The sequence below is a fragment of the Polyangium jinanense genome (assembly GCF_028435265.1).
Lineage (GTDB): Bacteria > Myxococcota_A > Polyangia > Polyangiales > Polyangiaceae > Polyangium > Polyangium jinanense.
Map to the genome: position 1 here is coordinate 49147 of NZ_JAGTJK010000036.1, position 22948 is coordinate 72094.

The 22948-nt window shown below is 67.4% G+C and carries 18 protein-coding genes; 11 read left to right on the forward strand and 7 right to left on the reverse strand.

What is annotated here, in order from left to right; translation table 11 throughout:
* Window positions 1–5: 5 nt before the first annotated feature.
* Both KEG38_RS39200 and KEG38_RS39205 read right to left on the reverse strand, forming a co-directional pair.
* Window positions 6–1844, reverse strand: coding sequence for an FG-GAP-like repeat-containing protein (locus KEG38_RS39200; RefSeq protein ID WP_272425567.1), 1839 nt, complete (start codon window positions 1842–1844; stop codon window positions 6–8).
* Between the two features lie 3 nt (window positions 1845–1847).
* Window positions 1848–2621 (reverse strand): hypothetical protein, encoded by a 774-nt coding sequence (locus KEG38_RS39205; RefSeq protein WP_272425568.1) that lies wholly within the window; start codon window positions 2619–2621, stop codon window positions 1848–1850.
* Between the two features lie 567 nt (window positions 2622–3188).
* On the opposite strand from KEG38_RS39205, the gene KEG38_RS39210 reads away from it, so the two are divergent.
* From KEG38_RS39210 to KEG38_RS39240, 7 genes are all read left to right on the forward strand, one after another.
* Window positions 3189–5297: a WD40 repeat domain-containing protein gene (locus tag KEG38_RS39210; RefSeq protein ID WP_272425569.1), complete on the forward strand. Its 2109-nt coding sequence runs from the start codon at window positions 3189–3191 to the stop codon at window positions 5295–5297.
* Between the two features lie 295 nt (window positions 5298–5592).
* Window positions 5593–6615, forward strand: coding sequence for a type I glyceraldehyde-3-phosphate dehydrogenase (gene gap, locus KEG38_RS39215; RefSeq protein ID WP_272425570.1), 1023 nt, complete (start codon window positions 5593–5595; stop codon window positions 6613–6615).
* A gap of 4 nt (window positions 6616–6619) precedes the next feature.
* A complete protein-coding gene (locus KEG38_RS39220; protein WP_272425571.1) occupies window positions 6620–7852 on the forward strand; it encodes a phosphoglycerate kinase in 1233 nt (410 codons plus the stop codon).
* Window positions 7849–8640, forward strand: coding sequence for a triose-phosphate isomerase (gene tpiA / locus KEG38_RS39225; RefSeq protein ID WP_272425572.1), 792 nt, complete (start codon window positions 7849–7851; stop codon window positions 8638–8640). Before KEG38_RS39220 ends, tpiA begins: the two co-directional genes overlap by 4 nt.
* Window positions 8641–8657: 17 nt before the next feature.
* Window positions 8658–8927 (forward strand): preprotein translocase subunit SecG, encoded by a 270-nt coding sequence (secG, locus tag KEG38_RS39230; RefSeq protein WP_272425573.1) that lies wholly within the window; start codon window positions 8658–8660, stop codon window positions 8925–8927.
* 32 nt (window positions 8928–8959) lie between these two features.
* Window positions 8960–10420: a glycosyltransferase family 39 protein gene (locus KEG38_RS39235; protein WP_272425574.1), complete on the forward strand. Its 1461-nt coding sequence runs from the start codon at window positions 8960–8962 to the stop codon at window positions 10418–10420.
* A gap of 18 nt (window positions 10421–10438) precedes the next feature.
* Window positions 10439–11065, forward strand: a complete 627-nt coding sequence (locus tag KEG38_RS39240; protein ID WP_272425575.1) for an acyltransferase — start codon at window positions 10439–10441, stop codon at window positions 11063–11065.
* A gap of 21 nt (window positions 11066–11086) precedes the next feature.
* Here KEG38_RS39240 and KEG38_RS39245 read toward each other — a convergent pair whose 3' ends face one another.
* A complete protein-coding gene (locus KEG38_RS39245; protein ID WP_272425576.1) occupies window positions 11087–11437 on the reverse strand; it encodes a hypothetical protein in 351 nt (116 codons plus the stop codon).
* 123 nt (window positions 11438–11560) lie between these two features.
* Entirely contained in the window at window positions 11561–13018 is a 1458-nt protein-coding gene (locus tag KEG38_RS39250) for a phage head spike fiber domain-containing protein (protein ID WP_272425577.1), read from the reverse strand.
* A 180-nt stretch (window positions 13019–13198) separates the two neighbouring features.
* Between KEG38_RS39250 and KEG38_RS39255 the strand changes: the two genes are divergently transcribed.
* The gene (locus KEG38_RS39255; RefSeq protein ID WP_272425578.1) at window positions 13199–15730 is read left to right on the forward strand and encodes an O-antigen ligase family protein; all 2532 of its coding nucleotides are present in this window, start codon (window positions 13199–13201) and stop codon (window positions 15728–15730) included.
* Window positions 15731–15754: 24 nt separating this feature from the next.
* On the opposite strand, the gene KEG38_RS39260 is transcribed toward KEG38_RS39255, so the two are convergent.
* Both KEG38_RS39260 and KEG38_RS39265 read right to left on the reverse strand, forming a co-directional pair.
* Window positions 15755–16645: a hypothetical protein gene (locus KEG38_RS39260; protein ID WP_272425579.1), complete on the reverse strand. Its 891-nt coding sequence runs from the start codon at window positions 16643–16645 to the stop codon at window positions 15755–15757.
* A 111-nt stretch (window positions 16646–16756) separates the two neighbouring features.
* Window positions 16757–17479: a class I SAM-dependent methyltransferase gene (locus KEG38_RS39265; protein ID WP_272425580.1), complete on the reverse strand. Its 723-nt coding sequence runs from the start codon at window positions 17477–17479 to the stop codon at window positions 16757–16759.
* 441 nt (window positions 17480–17920) lie between these two features.
* Here KEG38_RS39265 and KEG38_RS39270 point away from each other — a divergent pair, with 441 nt between their 5' ends.
* The 3 genes from KEG38_RS39270 (at window position 17921) to KEG38_RS39280 (ending at window position 21449) form a co-directional block, all read left to right on the forward strand.
* Complete coding sequence (locus KEG38_RS39270) at window positions 17921–19135, forward strand: HEAT repeat domain-containing protein (protein ID WP_272425581.1); 1215 nt, start codon at window positions 17921–17923, stop codon at window positions 19133–19135.
* 92 nt (window positions 19136–19227) lie between these two features.
* Window positions 19228–20049 carry an alpha/beta fold hydrolase gene (locus tag KEG38_RS39275; RefSeq protein WP_272425582.1) on the forward strand — a complete coding sequence of 274 codons (822 nt, stop codon included), beginning with the start codon at window positions 19228–19230 and terminating at the stop codon, window positions 20047–20049.
* 170 nt (window positions 20050–20219) lie between these two features.
* On the forward strand, window positions 20220–21449 hold the full coding sequence (locus KEG38_RS39280; RefSeq protein WP_272425583.1) for a hypothetical protein: 1230 nt from the start codon (window positions 20220–20222) through the stop codon (window positions 21447–21449).
* Between the two features lie 78 nt (window positions 21450–21527).
* On the opposite strand, the gene KEG38_RS39285 is transcribed toward KEG38_RS39280, so the two are convergent.
* Window positions 21528–22613, reverse strand: a complete 1086-nt coding sequence (locus tag KEG38_RS39285) for a DUF6891 domain-containing protein (RefSeq protein WP_272425584.1) — start codon at window positions 22611–22613, stop codon at window positions 21528–21530.
* Between the last annotated feature and the right edge of the window lie 335 nt (window positions 22614–22948).

Here is a 22948-nt window from a genome sequence, read left to right on the forward strand (position 1 = left end):
TCTCGCTATCGGCAGAGGTTCGTCGTCCAGACCGCCTTGCGCCAGTCGAACGCGACGAGGTCCGCCTTGCCGTCGCCGTCCACGTCGCCCGCGGCGCCGAAGGCCTGGTCCTCGAAGCCGGGAAACCAGATCCCCTGGCCGAGGCCGCCGGCGGCTCCGTAACCTTCCGCGAAGCTCGTCCCGGTCGAGAGGTTGACGTACCAGGCTGCGATCCACTGAAGATAACGAATCGCGTCGGCCTTCCCGTCCTTGTCGATGTCCGCGAAGAGCATATCGACGTCTTCGGTCCTGCCTTGCCGTTCGAACCACAACGTGGGCGGCTCGAACGAGCTCCCGGTCGAGCGCGCCACGTGCAAGAAATACCTCGGAGTGAACATATCGTCGCCCGAGAAGCTGATGGCGTCGGCCTTGCCATCGCCGTCCACATCGGCGAGGAATTGGCCCGCCGAACCTGCGCCGAATCCTTCGATCCAGGGCGCGGGCGTCGAAAAGGAGGTCCCTGTCGACAGCGCCACGGACCATCTCCCCGCCTCGTCATCGAACGACACGGCGTCGGCCTTCCCGTCGCCGTTCACATCGCCGACGAGCGGCCGTCTGTAGGGGTACCCGCCCGGCAATTGCTCGACCCAGATCGAAGGCTCGGCGAACGACGTCCCCGTCGAGCGCGCCACGGACCAGGTGCCCTCCTCGCTGACGGCGATGGCGTCCGCTTTCCCGTCTCCATCCACGTCCCCGACCGCGCCGTCTGCGGAGACGCCATGGTCCGCGCTCCATACCGAGCCTTGATCGAACGACGTGCCGTTCGAGAGCGCGACCTCCCAGGCGACGGGCGCCGAGTCGACGTAATGGAGGATGGCATCGGCCTTCTTGTCGCCGTCCACGTCGGCGATGTGCCAGCTCTTGTAGCCATCATCGAAGGCTGGGGACCCCTCCCAATCCGCTCCGAAGCCGTCGGCCCACCGATTCTCGCACCGCGCGCCCGGGTGCAACTTCTCGACGTCGCACCGCATGAGGACCGCCTGTCCGGCGGAGAAGTGGCTCCGGCATCCCGGAAAATAGGACATGAAGTTGCGAACATCGGGCGTCGATCCGTCGGCGCAATCCACGGCACACGAATTCGCGTCCATCGTACACTGACCTGGAAGCGCGCCGCCCGCGCACGAGAGGAGCGAGTCGCCGACGGGCCCCGGATCGTACGGCGTGTCCGCGACGAGGTCCCCATTGAGCTTCGGATCCTCGGGATAATCAGCGTTCTCGTAGCACTCATGCGTGTGGCTCAGGCCGAGAACGTGGCCGATCTCGTGCGTCAGCGTCTCCGGGTCCGAGAAGTCGCCGTGGAGATCACCGAACATCGCATACGTGTTGTATACGGTCATCATTGCGCCGCAATGATTCCCTTTGCCGCCGTACTTGTTGCCGTTCCCGAAGTCGATCGTGTTCACATAGAGGATCGGGATCGCGTCGTCGGAGAGCGAGCTCAGATCGCCCTCGCAGAGGGGGCTTGCGCCGTACGCGATGTCGTAGAGCGCGTCGTCCGGGGGGAGCGTCTCCACGTCCACCAGCAGGAACTGAATGTTGGCCGACGCGAGATGCGCATTGAGGGTGACCATGTCGAACATGGGCCGGGACGTCGGGACGGCCAGCTCCCCCGCGGCATTCGTGGCGATCCGCGCGCGGACGCGTAACGTCTTGTGCCCTGCGGACTGATCCCCGAGGGCATCACGCACCGCGGGGTTCGAGCAGTCGTCGGGCAGCGGCCTCGGCGGGGAATCAGGGACGTCGGATCCACACGCGGCGGCGAGCACCATCGCGGGACCGAAGAGAAGGATCGTGCGCTTGAGCATGCTTCAGGCCTCTTGCCCTTCCGGACTCGGTTCCTCCCCGCTCGCCGACTCCTCCGGCTCCGCCACCCGACCCGGACGCCGCCCCGACGGACGCACCTGCCGCGCCAGCGTGTCCTCCGCGACGAGGCGCAAGAGCCCCGAGAGACAACCCGCGGACCGCGCGAATACGTCGTCGTTGTGGGCCATCGCCGTGGCTTTCGCGTCACTCGCCGCCTGCGCCTCGCGCGCCTCGCGCGCAACGTCGGCGAGTGCTTGCTCCAGCGTCGCAATCGGCCCCAAGAGGTCGGATACCCACGCGGCCGGGTCGAGCATCACCCCCTTTCGTCGCGGCTTGGGCCAGGCACTCACGGGCCGCCCAAGCTCGTCGACGAGCCGCTTCGCCTTCGCCAGAATCGCCTTCGGCTCGACCTCGGTCTTGCCATCGAGCCCGAGCTCGCGCAACACAGCCGGGCCGTAAGCCGCTTCGAGGGTGCCGCGAATCTCCACGATTTCGCTCGTCAACCTCGCCGCCGCCTCGTCGCGCCGTTCACGCGGGCCCGCGTCGTCCGAAAGCTCCCTGTCGTACGCGTCGCTCTTCTCGACGAGCGCCGTATTCACCGCGCCGAGCCGCCTTCCAATGAGGTTCGCGACGAGCCCAACGTCAGGCATCACCTCGCCCGGCTTCAAATGCTCCGCAAAGATGGCTTGAAACTTCTGCTGCAACCGCACCGCATGCGTGTCCGCCGCCGACGCGACGAGCGCAACAGCGCCTTGTCGATCCGTAACCTGCTTTGCCATACGGCCAGTCCGCACGGGAAAGAGCGCACTGTCAAGAGCGAAGCCGCCGCGCTGGGGCGTTGCCCCAGGCCCCACCAGGGGCTATCCGCCCCTGGACCCGGACCAGCCAGGGGCTGGACCCAGGGTCGATGAACTGCGCGATGCGCAGTTCATCGAACAGGCTACGACCCTGCCAATCAAGACAGCCACGCTGCCCTTTCGATTGCCAACGGGCCCGTTGGAAGAACTGCGCGGAGCGCAGTTCTTCCACCCCGAGTCCAGGGCTTGCCCTGGTCCGGGTCGAGGGGCGGATAGCCCCCGCGGGGTCCGGGGCGGCGCCCCGGCGAAACGCCTCCTTCTGCCCTGGGAACACGCCCTCCGACATGCGAGAGTGCGGTTATGGTCTGCTCCGAACGACCCCATGCGTGCGCGCTTCTCGCGGGGATGCTCCTGATGGCGCCTGCCTCGTGCGCCTCTTCTCCCGGACCTGTCTTCCTATTGAGTGTCACGCACCCTGGAACGCCGCCGGAACCGTGCAAGGACAACACGGAGAACGCCTTTACGCTCCGCCCTGTCGACGGCCCGGGTATGGATACGTGGGTGATGCCACGCGTCACCCTCGGCGGGGACCACGTCAAACTCCTCGCCGTGGGCGGTGACGACCGCGTCACGCCTGGCATTGGCTACTTTGCGACGCGTGACGGCAAGCGCATGTTCACCGTAGGCCACGGGCTATTTGTGTGGGATGTGGCCGACTTGACGCTCCGTCGCGTGATTGATCTCCCGCCGGGTGCCGAACTGTGGCCCCTCATGATCACGCCGGACGGGCGCACAGGGATCTTCAAAACAAAGACAGGGTTTCGCCGCGTCGACCTCATGAGCGGAGAAGGAACCGACGAAGACAAAGACGCGGTGTGGACCATGCCGCTCATTAATGATAAGCTTTCCAATTATCCGCAGCCACCGATCACCAAATTTCCTCGCCCCGCGCTCGATGGATATGTGAGTTCCGAGTGGAACTTCACGAGCGTCTTCCGGTTCGCCGAGGTGCACCCCAAGGCGCTGACCAAGGTCCTGAACTCTCAAAAACCTCCGGCGCCGCGAGCGTGGCTTTTCCCCGATGGGGAGCGGTGGCTCAGCCTGCAAGGATTCAACAATTCCCCCGAGGTCGAGGTCGGTCGCGTTTGGGTGAAGACGACCTGGGTTGCCGATCGCTGGGAGCTCTCCGTGAATCCTCTCTCAACCGAGGCTTCCACCGGACCCATCCGGCTGGTCGTGAACGGGAGATCGGCGCTGGTCGACGTGGCGCCAAGTGCGAATGGTCGCGCTCTCGCGGCGCTGACCACGGGCCTCCGCGTGTGGTCCACGGACACGGGCGAGCTTTTGGGCGAAGTCGCCGACGTGGGAGGAGCCGACAAGGTCGCGCTCTCCCCGGACGGAAGCGCCGCCGTGACATGGTTTTCCCGGCATTTCGAAGAAGCTTTGTCCCGTGGGCTGCCGAGCGACCTCAAATACAAGGCGTCCGCCGGTTTCGTGACCGTCTGGGATGTGCGCTCCGGAAAGCAGCGCTGGCGGAAGAACCAGGGCTTCTTTCGTGACATGGAATTCACGGGCTCCGGGCGTTATCTCTTCCAGACGATCAAACAGGACATTACCATCATCGACGCGAGCACAGGTCGCGAAAAATTCAAGCCGGATGTCCTCATCCATAGTGTTCTTCCGGGCTCGGATATTCTCGTGACGAGGGCCGACGCCAGAGAACGCCTTGGCTTGTTGTCCATCGACACGCAGTCCTACTTGACGAGCGCTCCCGGGGGCGAGGTTTTTGCCCTGCTTCCAGGGGCCACGCACTTCGTCGCGACAATGAGCAGGTATGGCAACGGCACAAAAATGCTCGGCGATGGGAAATGCGTGAAGCTGAGGGTTCCAGAGAACGCCCAAATAACTTTCGTGAAACATTGGACGGGCAACGAATCACTCTCGGCCGAGATTAAAATCGGAGAATATACGATGAACTCGTGGGGGGGAAAACCCAGCTCCCTCGCGATCTGGCGGGCAAACGATGGTGCCTTGACGACCCTGCTGAGAACCGCAGGCGGAGGCAGATTCTTCTATGACCATTCAAATGATATTCCCCCAGAATTGGAGTACCGTTCACCCCCAAAGCCGGGGGGCTACTTCCCGATTGATCCCATCACCGGAGGCGTAGGTCCCTTTCGCCATGCCGAGGAGAAAAATTACGCCGCCGAACACACGACCAAGGTAAGCGTGAAGCTCGAGGATGCAGGCCCTCCCGTGCCGATGGAAGCGTTGACGAGCTCCGTGACCAAGACGCGGAGGGGTACCCTCGCCCTGATAAGGGGATCATCCGACCCGTTCTGGGTATTGAATCAGTCCGATGGGCATGCGGTGAAACTCTCCGGGCACTGGCCTCGTTTCGGATGGTTCTGGAAGACGCAGTTTTCGCCCAGCGGCAATCTCATAGCTGTCGTGCCCACGTTGTTGCCCTGGGAAGAGAGCCAGAGGTTGCTCATTTACGATACGCGGACAGGTGCGTTGCTCGCCGAAATGGACTTCGGCCCGCGTTTCGATCAAGCGGAGATGATCGCGTTCGCCGATCCAGCTCGCGAGCTTCTCGTTTACACGCAACGGGGCGCTCTCTTTCGCTTTTCCCTCGACGAGTCGTTTCCGCCTTGACGTCGGAGAAGCCCCTCTCCTCCCCGAGAAGCTCCCCCCTCGCCGCGGGAAACACCCTTCCACCTCACAGGATCCCACCCCCCGCCCGCGCCCCCTCCCTTCCCTCTCGCGCCCAACACCCCCTCGCCCCGCCCACCTCGGCTGCCACTCGCTCACCGAGCCCCCTCGCCCTCCTGAACTCCCTTTCCTCCCCCTTCACGTCCGACCGTGACGTTCGCCACACTACTGTCGCTTGACCCTGCGAAGCCCCCTGACTACGTATCGCGCCGTTCAACACTTTTTCCAGGAGTCTCCGATGGCGACGAGGATTGCAATCAACGGGTTCGGCCGGATCGGTCGCTGCATCGTGCGCGCGCTCGTCGAGCGCGGCGAGAAGGATCTCGAGATCGTGGCGATCAACGATCTCACCGACGCCGGCACGCTCGCGCACCTCTTGCGCTTCGACTCCATTCATCGCGAGTTCCGCGCGGCGAAGGTGAGCCACGGCGACGGCTACATCGCGCTCGACGACAAGCGCATCCAGGTCCTCGCGAAGAAGGATCCCGCGGAGCTGCCGTGGAAGGACCTCGGCGTCGACGTCGTCCTCGAGTGCACGGGCCTCTTCACCGACAAGTCGAAGGCCATCGCGCACCAGAACGCGGGCGCCAAGCGCGTCATCATCAGCGCGCCTGCCAAGGGCCACGACCTCACCGTCGTCATGGGCGTCAACGAGGGCCAGTACGATCCGGCCAAGCACAGCGTCATCTCGTGCGGCTCGTGCACGACGAACTGCCTCGCGCCGGTCGCGAAGGTCATCCTCGACAACTTCGGGATCGTGCGTGGCCTCATGACGACGATCCACTCGTACACGAACGACCAGCACATCCTCGATCTCCCGCACCGCAAGGGTGATCTGCGCCGCGCGCGTGCAGCGGCGGTGAACATGGTGCCCTCGTCGACGGGCGCGGCGAAGGCGCTCAGCGAGGTCATCCCGGAGCTCAAGGGCAAGTTCGACGGCCAGGCGATCCGCGTCCCGACGGTTGACGTCTCGCTCGTGGATCTCACGGTCGAGACGGAGAAGCCGCTCTCGAAGGACGCGATCCACGACGCGATGAAGCGCGCGGCCGAGGGCCCGATGAAGGGCATCCTCGAGTACACCGAGCTCCAGCTCGTCTCGGGCGACTACATCGGCAACCCGCACTCGAGCATCTTCGACGCCACGCTCACGCAGCACATCGGCGACAGGTTCGCGAAGATCTTCTCCTGGTACGACAACGAGTGGGGCTTCTCGAACCGCATGATCGACCTGGCCAAGCTCATGGCCGCGAAGGGCGTGTGAGACCATGAAGCTCACCGGCATTCGCTCGATCGAGGACCTCGCCAAGGACTCCGGACTCGCCAACAAGCGCGTCTTCATCCGCGTCGACTTCAACGTCCCGCTCGACAAGAAGACGGGCGCGATCACCGACGACGCGCGCATCCGCGAGTCGATCCCGACGATCAAGCTCGCCGTCGAGGCGGGCGCGAAGGTCATCCTCGCCTCGCACCTCGGACGACCGAAGCCGGGCAAGCACGAGGGCTGTTCCCTCGAGCCCGCCGGCGCGCGCCTCGCGGAGCTCACGGGCTACGAGGTGCACCTGACCGACGACTGCGTCGGCGACGGCCCGAAGAAGGTCACGCACGACCTGCGCGCGGGCCAGGTTTGCCTCCTCGAGAACCTCCGCTTCCACGAAGAGGAAGAGAAGGACGACGAGAACTTCGCGCGTCAGCTCGCCGAGCTCACGGACATCTACGTCGACGACGCGTTCGGCGCGGCGCATCGTGCGCACGCCTCGGTGCACGCCCTGCCTCGCATGATCCGCGATCGCGCCGCGGGCCTGCTCATGCTGAAGGAGCTGCGCTCGCTCGCTCGGCTGCTCGATCGTCCCGAGAAGCCGTACGTCGCGGTGCTCGGCGGCGCGAAGGTCTCGGACAAGATCGCCGTCGTCGAGTCGCTGCTCAACGTCGTCGACACGCTCTGCATCGGCGGCGCCATGGCGAACACGTTCCTCGCGGCGCAAGGCAAGAAGGTCGCGTCGAGCAAGATCGAGGACGACAAGCTCCCGCTCGCCCGCACGATCCTGCAGAAGGCGCGTGATCGCGGCGCGTCGGTCCTCCTGCCCGTCGACGTCGTCGTGGCCAAGAGCCTCGACGCGCAGAACGGCACGGCCGTGAGTGTCGACGCGATCCCCGACGGGACCATGGCGCTCGACATCGGCCCGAAGACGGTCGAGCTCTTCGGGAACGCGATCCAGCGCGCGAAGACCGTCTTCTGGAACGGTCCGATGGGCCTCTTCGAATCGAAGCCGTTCTCGAACGGCACCTTCGAGATCGCGCGCATCATGAGCCGCGCCGATGGCTTCACCGTCGTCGGCGGCGGCGACAGCGCGGCGGCCGTGCGCGCGGCGGGTGAGGAGATCGCGAAGGGCATGGGTCACATCTCGACGGGCGGCGGCGCTGCGCTCGAGCTCATCGAGGGCCGCAAGCTGCCGGGCGTCGAGGCGCTTCGTTCGGCCGTGGCGGAGGAAGCGTCGTGAACGTCGCGCGCCGCCCTCTCATCGCGGGCAACTGGAAGATGAACGCCGGCGGCCAGGATGCATGCAGCCTGGCCGTCAGCGTGGTCGAGGCGGCGCGCCGCTCGGCCCGCGTCGACGTCGTGATCTGCCCGCCGTTCACGGCGCTCGCCGCGGCCGCACACGAGCTCTGGGAGTCGAAGAGCGCGGTCATGCTCGGCGCGCAGAACATGCACCCCGAGCCCGCCGGCGCCTTCACCGGCGAGATCAGCGCGCCGATGCTCAAGGACTCCGGCGCGACCTGGGTCATCCTCGGTCACAGCGAGCGCCGGCAGCTCTTCGGCGAGACGGACGAGTTCATCGCGCGAAAAATCGCCGCCGCGATCCGCGCCGAGCTCCACCCGATCGCCTGCGTCGGCGAAACCCTGGAGGAGCGCGAAGCTGGAAAGACGCTCGAGGTCGTCGAGCGCCAGACGCGCGCTTTCCTGGACGAGCTCGGCAAGCGCCCTGGCTTCGGGGTCATCGCGTACGAGCCGGTCTGGGCGATCGGGACGGGCAAGGTCGCAAGGCCCGAGGACGCGCAGGAGGTCCACGCGAAGATCCGCGAACTCTGCGCGAGCGTCTCGGAGGAGCTCGCCGCCTCCACGCGCATCCTCTACGGCGGCAGCGTGAAGGCTGACAATGCCGAGGGCCTCCTCGGGCAGGCGGACGTCGACGGTGCCCTCGTCGGCGGCGCCTCCCTCGACGCGTCTGGCTTCGGCAAGATCATCGACAGCGCCGAGCGGCTGGCGGAAGCCGCTGAACGAGGGTAGAACGTCGCCGTGCGCCGATGCTGACCACTCTGCTCAACGTCATCCACGTCATCGTTTGTATCTTCCTGATCCTCGTGGTGCTCCTGCAGCAGGGCCGCGGCGGAGGCCTCGGCTCGTCGTTCGGCGGCGGCGCGCAGGTCTTCGGCGGCCGCGGCGCGGGCAACTTCATGACGCGCCTCACCGCGATCTGCGCCGCGATCTTCATGCTCACCAGCATGTCCCTCGCGTACCTGTCCTCGGCGGGTGATCGCGAGCTCAAGCAGTTCGAGACCTCGCAGCCGAAGTAATTCCGCGCCCGAGGCGGATCCACTTGCCCGCGTTGCTAGAGAGGCGCGATCTCGGCCTCGTTGCGCTCGTCAAGGTGACCGCGGTGGCGATCGTGATCGCCACGGGCTTCCGCGCCGTCAGCGACGACGACTTCGCGCGGGTCGTCATCGCGCAGGACTTCGCCCACACACCGAAGCTCGATCCGACCGGCACGAGCTGGCTCCCCTTCCCGTTCTGGATCACGGGCGCCGCCATGATCGGCGCGGGACGTACGCTCCTCGTCGCGCGCGTCACGGCGTTCGTCCTCGGCGTCCTCTCGGCCGTGCTCGTCGCGCTCGCGGCCGAGCGCCTCACGAAGAACAGAACGGCCGCCCTCCTCGGCGCCGTCCTGGCGGCCGTCTTCCCCTGGAGCGCGCGCCTCGGCGTCGCCACCGTCCCCGAGCTCCCCACCGCCGCGCTCGCCCTCTTCGCGATGGCCTCCCTCGTCGGCCCACGCGAACCTCGCGCGCGCCTCTTCGGCGGCCTCGCGCTCCTCGGCGCCACCCTTTCTCGGTACGACGTCTGGCCCATCGCGGCCGCGTTTGCTGCGCTCACCGGCCTCGACGCCCTCCGCGATCGCGAACGCTCCGGCAAACACCGCGTCCTCTTCATCCTCGCGGCGGCCCTCGCGCTCCTCGGCCCTCTGCTCTGGGTTCTCTGGAACCACTTTGCCCGCGGCAGCGCCTTCGACTCCCTCGATCGCGTCGCCGCCTATCGCCGCGCCCTCGGCGGTGATGCCGACGCGCTTCTCGCGCGCCTCTTCGCCTACCCGGTCGCGATGGCCCGCCACGAGCCCGAGCTCTTCAGCGCGCTCGCCATCCTCCTCGCCCTCGCCGCGCTCCCTTCGCTCCGCGCATGGGCCCGCGAAACCCTCCGCCCTTATGCGCGCCCGCTCGCTCTCGCCCTCTTCCAGCTCGTCACCCTCTCGGCGGCGCTCGTCAAGGACGGTGCCCCGACCCATCACCCCGAGCGTGCCCTCCTCGTTGGCCTCCTCCTTTGCGCGCTCCTCGTCGGGGACCTCGCGGCCACGTTGCTCCCGCGCGCCGGCCGCAATGCCCGCCTCGGCGCTGGCGCGGCGGCCATTGCTCTCCTCGTCTTCAGCCTCGTCATCGTCCGCCGCTGGTTCCGCGGTGAGGACTTCGTCCCGCGCACGGACGAAGTCGCCATCGGCGCCGCCGCGCGCGAGCTCGTCCCCCCGGGCGAGCGTATCCTCGTCGAAGTCCGCGATTACGGCCATTTCGCCATCACGGCCGCCCTCGGCCGCCCCGAGGACGTCGTCCTCGATCGCGACCTCGATCCTCGCAAACCCGCCTCCGCCTCGACCTTCGACGCCCCCGACGGCCTCCCGCGCCGCCTCGCCGAAGCCCGCGCGCGCTTCCTCCTCGGGCGCACGGCGAGCCCTGCGGCGGCCGTCCTCGGCCCGCCGCGCGCCGTGCATGGCCCGTTCGGGCTCTGGGAGCAAGGGAGCCGCTGATTGATGCAAGCTCCTTTCGTGCACCCTTCCTCCTATGTCGACGAGCCTTCCTCCATTGGCGAAGGCACGCGCATCTGGCATTTCTGCCACGTCATGCCGGGCGCTCGCATTGGCAAGCGCTGCGTGCTCGGCCAGGGTGTCTTCGTCGCGAGCGGCGTCATCGTCGGGGACGACGTCCGGATCCAGAACAACGTCTCCCTTTACGAGGGCACGATCGTCGAGGATTCGGTCTTTCTCGGCCCTTCGTGCGTCCTGACGAATGTCACGAACCCGCGCGCGGAAATCGATCGCCGCGGCCTCTATGAAAAGACCTTGATCCGCCGCGGCGCGACCATCGGCGCGAATGCGACGATCCTGTGCGGCACGACCATCGGCCGGCATGCCTTCGTCGGCGCGGGCGCGCTCGTCACGCGCGACGTCCCCGATTATGCGCTCATGACGGGCGTCCCTGCGCGGCGCACGGGGTTCATGAGCCGGCACGGGCAGAAGCTCGGCAGGCCTGGGCCCGATGGGATCATGATTTGTCCGGAGAGTGGATATCGATACCGGATCGAGGAGGGGCTCGTCCGTTGCCTGGATCTTCCCGAGGATGCGCCCTTGCCGTCGGGCGGGCGCGACCTCGGGAAGCCGTACGTGCGATCTTGACGGAGTGAGGGCGGTTCGGGGCTATTTGCTGCCGCCGAGGCCCTTGCCGAGGCCCTTGAAGAAGTCGTCGACGACGTTCTGGAAGCCCTTCATGCCGGCACCTGCGACGCAGCCCATGGCTTCGCCGCAGGTCTTGGCGTCGTCGACGCACTGGATGCCCTTGTCGACCGGCTCGTCGCCGGCGACCTTGCGCCACTGCTCGACCTCCTCGACGCACTTGTCGAGGTCGTCCTTCGTCCCGTTTTTTTCACCGCAGAGATCGGCGATACGCACGCAGGCAGCGCGCTCGGGCTTCTTCATGTAGGCGAACGCTGCCACGCCGGCGCCGCCGCAAACACCGAGTGCGAGAACAACCGCGAGAGTTTTGCTCATTTGGTTCTCCGGGAGAGCCAGGTCTCTTTGCGCACGGCGCGAGGTCGCGTCAAGCGCACGGGGACCGATTTTCAGCCGAATCCTGCTTCAGCAACGCGATACATTTACGTCGCCGCGCGACGATTAGTTTGGCTGGTAGAAGGCGACCGAACGAAGATCCGCGCATTCCTGGGCGCCCGTATCGCGGCTGAGGATGTAGATGGGCAGGTTCGTGGGCCAGGGGGTCGCCACCACGTCGCTCACCTCGAAGTTCCCCCCGGACGCGTTCTTCAGGGAGAGGAATCGCCCTGCGCTCGTGACCTTGGCCTCCACCACGAGCTCCTGGTCCCGGCTCCACGTGACGCCCGTCGGGCCCGCGAGCTGATTGTCGTCCGATTCGAGGACCACCTTCGAGTTCTTGAGGTCGAGCCAAAGACCGAATCTGTTCGACATGTAGAGGAGGTGGTGCTCGTCGGATACGTTCTCCGTCGACGCGTAGTTCGGCGCGATCTTCAAGATCACGTGGAAAGAGCCTCCCGGCAGGAGGGACGCGGCGAAGCTCGTGCGCAGGATGTCGGCCTCGCGCGTCCGCTCGGCTTCCAGCGTGGGGATGTAGCTCGACGGGTATTTCACGTTGAGCTCGTGCTGCGCCCCGTACGCGAAAACGGACTTGTCCGCGAGAATCGGGAACGGATCGCCGTCGCTATCGCCCCGCGTCTCCAGTCGAAAGTAGCCGCTGACATTCGAGAGCTCGTAGCGTCGCCACGCCATTCCATCGTTCACATCGATCACCGCCGAGGTCGGCCAGTTCTTGTCGGGGTCGGGATCCACGACCAACCGCGAGAACGGCCCGAACATCCCGTTGCCCTTGAGCCAGGCCGTGGAATAGCCGGTCCCGCCCGTCGTCGTGTACGAGGATTGTTTCCCGCTGAGCGATGGGGGGGAGTCGAACAGGACCGCCTGCATTTCGTTTGCCGGATCCGACTGGCCGGAGACTTCGCCCATGCCGTACGTCGTGTTCTTGTCCCAGCCCGTCCCCTTCCATGAATCGCTGTTCCTGAGCTTGTTCGTCCGCACGCTCTCCACGCTGAGCCCCCAGCCCTTGCCCACGTTGCGCGGACGCGCGGCATTCGCGCCGTAAGGCCGTCGAATGGAGTGCGGGCCAAACTGCGACGTCCGATTGATCGTGTCGCATTTGATCTCCAGCCACCCGTCCGGGAACGAATACGTCGGAGGCGTCGAGGCCCCGAGGTCCGGCTGCGTCGCCGCCCATTCCCGGATGACCACCGGCCCGCCGCCCGCGCCGCCCGTTCCGCCGGCGCCCATTCCACCGGCGCCCATTCCACCCGTGCCGCCCATTCCACCCACCGCGACCCCGCCCGCGCCGCCCGTCCCACCGACGCCGCCCGTCCCGCCCGGTCCCACGGACGCGCCGTCACCGCCGCTCCCGCCTGCGGACGACGACGACGCTTGTCCCGGCGGCGCCGACCCTAGCTCATCGAGGCCACACCCGCCGAGCCAGACGCCCGTCACGAGCGCAGCGATGCCGGAGATTCCAAGGGAAGCAAGGCCGCGACGCCCGCGGCAAGACGCACGTTCCATGACCAGCGATCCTCGGCGGAACACGGCCCGGCGTCAACGAACGCGCGGCGACATCTCGCGCCCCGGCGGTCGATCGTTCTGCGATACACTGGCGCCACGCCCGCACGCCCGGATCACGAGCTTCGGATGCCTCCCACTTCCCGACCGAGCCCCAGCCGAGATCGCGGAAGGCCTGGCTCGGTGCGCGCCCTCGCCGCCCTCGTCGCCTTCACCGTCGCGAGCTCCGCGCTCGCGCTCGGCGGCGTCCACGTCCGTGTCGTCGCCCTCCTCGCGCCCTTCGCCTTCGTCGCCGCCGCGCTCGCGCTTCGCCGCGAGCAAGAGCGCAAGGGATCGATCTCCCTCGCCTTGCCCGCGATCCTCGCGATCGCCCTCGCCGCGTACACGCTCCTGCAAGCCGTGCCCTTGCCCATGGCCGTGCTCGAGCGCATCGCGCCGGGCAACGCCGACGTCTGGTCGCGCGCGCTCCTGCCCTTCGGCGAAGCGGGCCCGCGCTTCGCGAGCCTGTCGCTCGATCCGGGCAGCACGCTCGTCGAGGCCCTGAAGTGGTCCTCCTACGCCGCGATCTTCACCGCCTCGGCGGCCGTCTCCGCGCGTCGCGGCGCGGCCACGGGCATCACCACCGTCTTCGCCTCGGCCCTCGCCGTCGCGCTCGTCACGGTCGTGCACGGCCTCGCGGGCATGACCAAGGTCTACGGCTTTTATACGCCGTCGGTCTCGCTGCCGCCGTGGCACGTCGGACCGCTCATCAACCCGAACACCCTCGCTGGGTACCTGAACCTCGGCGCGCTCGCGGGCATGGGCCTCGTGCTCATGCACGATCCGATCGCGCCGCGCTGGCTCGTCGCTTCGGGCATCGCGTTCCTCGTCGCCGTCGACGTCACCTCTGCCTCGCGTGGCGGCGTGATCGCCTTGATCCTCGGCGTCCTCCTGCTCGCGCTCCTGCTCCGGCTCCGCGCCGCGCGCCGCGGCGCGAGCGCCCGCACCACCGACCCCTCGCTCCGCTTTCTCCTCGGCGGCGCGCTCCTCGGCGGCGCTGCGCTCGCGCTGCTCGGCGGCACGCGCGACACGTGGTTCGAGCTCTACGACAAGAACCTCGACAAACTCCAGATGGTGCTCTGGGCGCTGCCCGTCTTGCGCGAGCACCCGATCTTCGGCATCGGTCGCGGCGCCTTCGAGAGCGTCTTCCCCGCGTACCGCGAGAGCTCGGGCCACGTCGTCTTCGCGTACGTCGAGAACTTCCCGGCGCAGTGGCTCGTCGAGTGGGGCGCGCCCGTCGCGCTCGCGGCGCTCGTCCTGTTCGCTTGGGCGCTCGCTCCCTCGCGCCTCGGCGCCTTGCGCAGCCGACTCGCGGCGTCTGCGTTCACGGGCGTCGTCGTGGTCCTCCTCCAGAACCTCGCCGACCTCTCGCTGGAGATCCCCGCCGTCTGCTTCGCGCTCGCGACGGTACTCGGCTCCTTGTGGGGCGATCGCGCGCGCTCGCGCCCGTCCGGCGGCCTTGCTGCGAAGGCCCCGGGCAAGCTCGCGCGCCTCGCGCCGGCCCTCACGCTCCTCGTTGGCCTCGCGCTCGCCGCCGCATCGTTCCGGTTCGGCCATCCCGACGTCGGTGCCGAGCGCGACGCGATCCGCAAGACCTACGACGCGACGAACCCTGCGGATCCCGCCGCGCACGACGCGCTGAAAGGCGCGCTCCGCGCGGCGATGCGCCGCCACCCGGCCGAGCCTTATTTCCCGCTCATCGGCGCGCTCGCGGCCTACCAGGGCAAACGCGAGAGCGCGCTCCCGTGGCTGCAACGCACGCTCGAACGAGGCCACGTCAACGGCCGCGCGCACCTTTTGCTCGCGCAGGTCCTCACGAGCCGCGGCGCGCGCCGCCAGGCCTTGCTCGAGCTGCGGATCGCCGTCACGCAAGACGGCTCGCTCGTCGGCCCCGCGGGCGTGTTCGCGGCGCGGATCTCGAAAGATTACGACGAGCTTTCCGGCGCCGTTCCCGAAGGCAAAGCCGGCGCGCCCATGCTCGACGAGCTCGCGGTGCAAGCACGCAACGCCGGCCATGCCGCGCTGAGCGCGCGCCTCGACGCCGAGGCAATCGCGCGAAACCCCGGCGCCCACGGCCCCCGCGTGCGCGCCGCGAACGCCCAGCTCGACGCGCTCGCGAAGGGCACGTGTGACGACCGCGCCCGCTGCGCGCGCGAGATCGAAGCCCATGCGGCCGCGCTCGAATCCGCGTTCCCCGGGGACTTCGTGGCCGACCGGATCCGCGCAGAGTTGCTCGTCACCGAGGGCAAGAGCGAGGACGCCGAGGCCCGTCTCGCGGCGCGTTGTGCGCGGGTCATGGATCGCGTCGGATGCCTGCGCGCCCGCATCGAGATCGCCTCCCGCGTCCCCGGCATCGCGCGCATCGACGCGGCCAGCAAAGACCTCCTCGCCGCGACGTGCCTCTCTGCATCCGCCTGCGCCGAGACCGCGTCCTTCCTCGCGCGCATCCGCGAGAACCGCGGCGACAGCGGCTCCGCGCTCACGCTCTACGCCCGCGCAGCCCGCGAGGAACCGACCGAAGCCCGCTGGCTCGCGCTCGCGGACGCCGCGAGCCGCGCGGGCGCGCATGCGCAGGCGGCGGATGCGCTCGAACGGGTGGCGCAAAAACGAGGAATGACGGAGGAGCTGCGGAAGCGGATTGCGGAGGAGCGGGCGCGGGCGCTGGGCGCGCACTAGCGAGGGGGGAGCTGCTGGGAACGCTCAGCGCCCTTTGTTCGCAACGAGCAGGGCAGCGAGGTCTGCCGCGGAGAGATCAAGAGCCATGTCCGTGAGTCGGGTGGCGCCCTCCTTGCGGAGCTGCGTGGCGAGGTTCTCACGCTCGTCGCTGGTCAACGGCCGGGCGAGCCGTCGCTCGAACAGGCGCACAACGGGTTCGAGGCTTCCTTCCGCGCGCCCTTCCTCTCGCCCTTGCTGCACGTACTTGCGGGCGAACTCGCTTTGATACTCATAGTTCGGGATGCTCATGAGCTTCTCCAGGGCCATCCGGGCAGCTTCGCCCAGGGAAAATAGCACGAGATCCGCGTAAAGCTTCGCGCGCTCCGCATCGAGCCCCGCGCCCGCGGCGAGCGCCGCGACGGCGATGGGAATCCCTCCCTCCGTTCGTCCGTGCGCGAGGGCCGAGAGGACCGAGAGCTCCGGCCTTTCCTTGGCTTCGTCGATGTCCTTCACGACCGGCACCCCCTCGGGTCCCAGGACCAGAGGCGTGAGGGAAGCCTGTCCAGGGCCGAGCACGATCGGCTGGGAAAGACGCGCCGCGAGCGCCGCGTCGGGCGTGACGATCAGCAAGCACGCGGGGCAACGGTAACGCGCTCGCGCCCCGGCGACGTACGCAGGCCAGGCGAAGGGCTTGTCCGGATCCCACTGGAGCTGGGCTTCGACGATGATGACCAGGACAGGTTGATCATCGAGGAGCAAGACAAGGAGATCGGCGCGAAGCTCCCGCGGAATGATGTTCGTCAGATCCGCCGAGGCAATCCGGGCCTCCGTGAACGGTGGCAGCGGGATGTGCAGGGCCTCGTGGAGGAGCTCCGCCGCCAGGACGGGACGGTTGCGGAAGAGCTCGATGATCGCCTCGTGCAAGAGGGAAGGCACGAGGGCGCTCTACTGCGAGAGCGCGGCGAGGACAAGGGATAGGTTCGTCGGGGAACGAATCGGTTTTACCGGAACGTTGCTGCTGCGGTCGTGGAGGACATGACCTGCACGTCACGCACCGCTCGAGGATGGCTCGTAGCGCGCCACCCACACGCGGAACTGCAGCTCGCCGAAGATGAAACGGGGCGCCGCGAAGCCTGCCTGGGCCAGGAGCGCGAAGACCTCGGCATCCGAGGCCGGGATCCGCATCGATGCCATTGCCTTCCGTCGGTGCTCCGCCGCCTCGGGCGGCCAGCCATTCGCGACGAGCCGCTGCTCCTCGACGGCCCTGAGCAGCGGCTCGTTTCCAACCCGACAACCGATCACGAAGTGCGCCCCCGGCACGAGCCTCCCGGCGATCTCCCGCAGCAGTTCGATACGCGCCTCATCGTCCGGAAGATGGTGCAGGACGCCGATCATCTGCGCGCCGTCGAACGAAGGCCCGCGCGGGAGATCGCGGAGCTCGCAGGCATGCAAGCTCGTCCGTTCCAGAAGACCTGCCGCCGCGAGCTTTTCTCTGGCAATGGCGATCATCTCCGGCGAGGGATCGACGCCCGTGAAATGAAAGTCGGCTCCTGCGTGGCGCGCGAACGGCTTCACCTCGCTCCCGGTTCCGATGCCGACCATCAAGAGCGACGCGGCCTTCTGGCCCGAGAGCGCCGCGACGAGCACCTCCGCGGCGACCTGGTGCATGGCATCGTAGCCCTCCATCGAGAGGCGCACCTGGCTGTCGTATTTCAATGCACGCTCGCGCCCGAAGATCACCGCATGTTTTCCGTGCTCGTCCGTTTTCATGACCGCTCTCCTTCGACCGACGGTCATCGGACCGCCTGCAAGCGAGAACGTAGTGCTCTCCGCGCGGGCACGACAGGGCGGGGCTTTCGATCCGATCGGCGGATTTTTCTGCCTGGGCGAGCACCCCACCCTGACGTCCCGGAGCTGCTCCGGCGCATCGAGCCTTGAGCCAATGGGACCAGCCGTGTAGCCTCGGCTCGTCGGAGCGCGGAAAGGCCCATGGCAAACCCCCAAGCTTTCCTTCGCGACCTGCGGACCGCAAACGCAGGCAACCACGTCGAGCTCGGTCGACCCGCGGGGAGCACGATTTCGTCGCGTTTGGCGGGCTCGTCGTGATCCCCAGACCAGGTACCACGCCACCAGCATGACGCACACACCGCCGGAGCTCGAGCTCCCTTGTTTACCTCACCTCGCAGACATGAAAACTGCATTGGAGATTGTATGGCCTGGTTCGCGGATCTGAGCCCGTACGAGAATCCGAAAAGGGAAGCGGAGGACGACACGAGCGCGCCGGCGCCGCCCATCCTCAACATCGGCTGGCTCGAGCCTGGGCATTCGTTTCCCGTAGGGTCCGTGTCCACCGCATTCCTCGTGCGGCTCGCGGTCCTGGTGACGCGTGCTCGAACGGTGCTCTCGCGCCGCAATCATACCTGCGCGTTCGTCCACAAAAAGCCGATCATCGGAACCGGCGAGATCCGCGTGGTCGGAGACGACAGAACGAGGTTCGCCGCGCCGGTGATGATTCACCACTACGTCGCGGAGCATGGCTACCGGCCGCCGGACGCCTTCATCGCCGCGGTCCTGCGCACGTCCGGCCTCTCCTGGGAACGGGCGTACGAGGAGGACCTCTGCGCGAGCTGCGGCCTCGCCTTGCAAATCAAGAAAAAGCACAAGGTCTATCGCGAGGACGAGACGGGTATCGAGTCCTTCGTCCAGGGCTTTTGCGGCGGCTGCGGCGTTTCCTATCAACGCCGCGCGCCGCTGCCGGGCGGCGAACGCGTGGCGATCCTGCGCGCGCTGGAGCAGCTTCGGGCCCCCGACCCCGACACGCGCATCGAGGCCGCGACCGATCTGTCCTATCTTCGGGGCCAGGATTCCATTCCGCAGCTCGTCGCGCTCCTGCATGACGCGCACACAGGGGTGCGGCGCGCAGCCATCATGGCGCTCGTCAAGCTGAAAGCGGATGAGGCCATTGTGCCGCTCATCGAAAACCTCGAGCGCCCGAATGAAATCCCGCTCGATGCGACGGTGAGGCTACTCGCTGGCCTGGGCGCAGGCGCCGTCCTCCGCGCCCTCGTGGCTCCCCTCCGGCATACGGATACGGCCGTCCGCAGCGCCGCCGTCGAAGTGCTGGAGCGAATCGGAGGCGAGGCGATCGAGGCATTGCTGATGGAGCGCCTCGACGACCCGGATCCCTCGATCCGGCGGCAAGCCCTCCGGGCGCTGTCGGGTCGCGTCGAGCGATGGGAACGCCGGCTCCTCAGCGAGGACTACGACGGCGCGGCTCCATTCATCGATCCACGCGCGCCGCTCGACGATGCGTGGTTATCCCAGGCCGCGTCACGAATGCAAGTCCCCATCGAGGAGGTGCGCGGCCGCGTCGAGGCGCTCGCGCCGCGATTCGGCATTCCGCTCCGGTGGCGGGATCGCGGCTGAACAGGAGCTGCGTGCGGACCGGCAGTCCCGACGGGTCCCATCCCCTCTCCACGGCCTGGCCGGAGGCATCTTTTGCGCTACCTATTGCCGGCATGACCGACCTCCTCTTTACGCCGTCGGGCGTCCGGTTGCGTCGTCACTCCAACCGCTCCGGAGACCTCAACTGGCTGCTCCTGCCGGGAGGACCTGGCATCGGGTCGGAAAGCCTCGAAGGGCTGGCCGACATCCTGGATGTGCCGGGGGCCATCTGGCTCGTCGATCTGCCTGGAGATGGCTCCAATCGCGCCCCTCCAGGGAGCCTGGGAAGTCCTTTTGATGCCTGGCCCCAGGTCGTGGCCGAAGCTGCCAGGGCGCTCCCGCGCGTCGTCTTCGCCGGACATTCGACCGGGGGCATGTATCTGCTTTCGACGCCCGAACTGGAACCGCACCTCGAGGCCCTGGCGCTTCTGGACACCGCTCCGGACGCCCTCTGGTATCCTCGTTTCGTGGAGATGACCCGGGCGAATCCGTTGCCCGATGTCGAGGCGGCGACAGCGATCTATGAAGCGGATCCGCGCGACGAGAACATCGCCGCGGTTGCGGTGGCGTCCGCGGAATGGAACTTCACCCCGGCCGGGCTTTCGGCGGGACGCGAGCTCCTCGCGAGGATGCCTTACAACAGCGCGGCGGTCGCGTGGTCGGAGGCGAATTTCGACCACGTCTACAAGGCCCGGTGGTGGCCGACGCGAATGCCGGTCCTTCGACTGGCTGGCTCGGACGATCGGATCGTCTGGCAAGGCGGCTTTCGCGAGCCGAGATTCCAAACGCCCAACGTCATCGAGCGCGTCATCGAGGGAGCTGGGCATTTCCCGTGGATCGAGAATCCCCGGGATGTGCGAGCGGCCTTCGCCGAATTGGCGCTCCGCATCGCCTGAGCGTCCGCCTCGCTCGGCGTTCGCGTCCACGCGAACCTCCTCTCGCGTTCAAGGGTAGTGGCCGGATCCAGCCCACGCACGAGCGCTCTTGGCGAAACCGTGCCGCGCAGGCCCCCTTGGGTCGCCAATTTGCAACGACCCTTTGCAGAATTGCGAGCGCACAAGCGGGCATGCGCGAGGCAACATCTGCGGGGGCGGCGCGATACGGCCCCACAAGGAGAGGCTCGACCATGAGAATGCACATGCGACCAGTTGAATCGCAGCGTTTCCCCCAGGTGCTGGGCGCCTTCGCGTTCGCGGCGCTCGCCACGACCACTTGGGTCAGCGGTTGCGCGGGCCGCGACGACGCCACCGCCTCGTCGGCGTCGAGCAACTCGAACTCCGGCACGACCACACATTCCCGCCACGGCGACGATTTCACCATCCATGGCACCGGATTCGGCGCGAAGGTCGATTCCAATGCCGGCGACCACCGCTTCCTCGGCAAGCGCCACCTCGTGGCGCGCTTCTCCGACTTCGACAACGCGACTTCGGCCGAGCCCGCGGAGAACACCAAGGAGGGCTGGCGCGCCCACCTGGACGGCATCTACCCGATCCTGACGTCAACGGACTTCAACGCCGCCGCCACCGCGTCCGGCGCCACGCTCGAGCTCTCCGGCGGACCGACGCGGTCGGGGCGGTGGCTCCAGCGCCGGATCACACAAGAAATCCGCGACGCCTATCCGCAGAACTACCGCCTGCGCAACTGGAACCTGTGGGACACGAACGAGTATCACCCGCAGATGTACCTCTCCTGCTACGTCAACCTCTCGACGACGGAGGAGCCGGGGAAGTACTTCCGCTTTTATTGGACCGATTCGAGCGTCATCAACCACAACGTGTGGACCGCCCTGCAGGGGAGCACCTTGACGGCGCGGGCCGAGGGCAGCAACGACGGCATGCCCGGCATCTACGCCGATCCTCCGGCCTCCTACCAGGACAACACCTGGATCCGTTACGAGATCCTTGCCGACTTCGAGAACGACGTGATCTCGTTCTACGCCAACGGGCAGATGCTCAAGGACGCCTCGCGCGGCTATACCGGCGAGATCTCCGGCTGGCTCGGCACCGGCGGCAAGATCGACTACTTCCTGCTCTCCAACACGGTGGACATGGACGGGGACGCGGGCGAGTTCCTCGGTCACGCCATGCCCTACCTGGACTTCAGCTTCGAGCGCATCGAGCTTGCGGACGCGCCCGTGTGGGAGAACCGCACGCAGTCCGTCATCCAGGTACCGACACGCTGGACCGACACGGAGATCGACATCGTCGTCAATCAAGGCACCTTCGCCGACCTGAGCGACAAGCATCTGTTTCTGCTGAAAGGGATGACGGCGACCTACCTGGGTCCGCTGCCCTGATTCTCCGCGCGCTGCTGCCAGCGCGCGAAAGGCCACGACCTGACTGCGCAGCGCTGCATTCGGAAGACGGCGACACCGTCACCAGATCTTCCACCATGGCCGCCGGCGCGTCTCGGCTGCCGCGGTTTCACCCATCGTCTTCTTGTGCTCTGGCACGACCCTCATCGTTTCTGGGCCGGGGCGCCTGGCAGCCATGGCTCGCCGTCGAATCGCTGCGGCCTCGCTGGGGTCGAGGTTGCAGAGCGCGTCCCGGGGCATCATCACGGTCATCTCGCCGGCGGGCACGAATACGTGTGGATCGCCCCCGTGCCCGACCTGCCCGCGCTCGCCGCCGAGCAACTTCCACACGCCACGCATGATGAAGGAGAGCCGCGCGTCGAAGCCGAACGTGGTGCGGTAGGCGCGGACAGGCTGCATGAACGGCTCCAGGTCTCGTGCAGATACCGAAAAGAGCCCGAGTTGCCTCATGTCTCGCTGCCACGGCGTCGCGCCGCTGATCTCTCGGGGAGCCGCAGTCCATCGCCGGCGTTGCCACTTGAATGGCAGGATCTCGATGCAATCCTCGACGCGGCCGGTCCAAACCGCCGGCACACCGTGGCTGGCGAGCGAGTCCAGTACCGAGACGGCGATCGCGTGCGCCTGCGAGGGGTCCTCGACTTGCTCGCCCGCGCTCCCGTACGAAAGCGGCAGGCTCATCCCCCGGAGCGCGTCGAACACGTCCTCTTGGTGGAAAAACACGGCGCCTTCATGGTCCGGCCGGGCCTCGAGACCCACGTACCCCCAGCCGTCTTGAATCGTGAGCCCGGCGCGCTCCTTGGCGAGGATGCCTCGTGTGCGCAGATCGGCGAACGCGGCAGTGATGCGGTCATTCATGGTCGGCCCGGCCCAGGTCGCCTCGACCTCGCGCGCCTCGCGGAGCAGCCGCTCTGTCTGCTGCGTGAGCTCGGAAACCAGGCGGGCCTCGAGATGCGGAGGGACATCGATGTCCAGGTACTCATTCAGGCGTTCGCTGAGGTCGAGGTGCTCCGCGGGGGTATATCCGGCCCGGATCTCGAGCGCCCATGATTCGAGGAAAACGGCGGCGGAGTACGGATCGGACTCGTCGCGAAGCATCAGGGATCTCCTTGGTTCCTTCAGTATAAAAGACCAGAAGTCATCCGGCACCAGACGCGCACGCGTGGCTCCTTCAGGGCGCCGCGGGCGCGACGGCGCTCGCCGAGCGCCAACGAGCCCGCCCGAGCGTAGGCTCGAAAGGCAACCCTCCGCGAAGTCGGACCACCCCCGCCCGCGCCCCCCCTCGACCCCCAGCGAAGCCGGACCACCTGTACCCGCGCCTACCTCGACCCCCAGCGAAGTCAAACCACCTGTACCCGCGCCTACCCTCGACCCCCAGCGAAGCCGGACCACCTGTACCCGCGCCCACCCTCGACCCCCGCCTCCGCCGGACCGACCCTCCCTGCGCCGCGACTCCGGCCTCATCACGCGCACGGGTCTTCCAT